Raw genomic sequence first — 654 nt, 5'->3', positions numbered from 1 at the left:
AGCTTTGAGATCAAACGGACGGACAAAGCGACTCACCAGCTCCTGCACTTCCTTGCTGGCCATCGTGTCTGTATCCGTAGTCATACCCTCTGCCTGTACCTTCGTATATTCCACCTCGAACGGTACCGTGTCCTCAATCCATTGCATCGGCTCACTGTCGATCAGGTCAAAGCGGGTACGCAAGGATGCATGACGGGCGATCAGTTGACGGAAAGCATGTTCCACCCGCTTCACGTCCAGCGGACCGCTCACTTGTAGCACCGACGGCATGTTGTAGTTCACATCCTGCGGATCGAACTGATGCAGCACATACAGTCGTTTCTGTGCCGAGGACAGCGGATAGAAGCTGCGCTCTTCCGCTACCGGAATGGACGCATACGTCACTTGATCCAGCTGTTCCAATACAACGGCCAGTTGCTCAATCGTTGGGGCTTCAAAAATACTGCGCAGGGGAAGCGGCTTGTTCAGCTCCTTGTGAATCTTCGAGGCCAGTGTCGTCGCCCGCAGGGAATGACCACCAATCTCAAAGAAGTTTTCCTTCACGCCGACCTGCGCCAGGCCCAGCACATCCTGCCAAATTTGCGCCAGCTTCACTTCCACCCACGTCCGCGGTGCAACATAGTCGGCTCCGCTTTGCAGGCTGCCTTCGGGTGC

Annotated in this window: 1 protein-coding gene; it reads right to left on the bottom strand. The window is 55.8% G+C overall.

Annotated elements, in window-relative coordinates:
- Positions 1–654: condensation domain-containing protein (locus ABEW32_RS26320; protein WP_430193257.1), on the bottom strand; the 654-nt coding region annotated here is incomplete at both ends.

The sequence above is a fragment of the Paenibacillus jamilae genome (assembly GCF_050482105.1).
GTDB classification, from domain to species: Bacteria; Bacillota; Bacilli; order Paenibacillales; family Paenibacillaceae; genus Paenibacillus; species Paenibacillus jamilae_B.
Note: the sequence above shows the minus strand (reverse complement) of the source record. Positions and strands in the feature narration are given on the sequence as shown.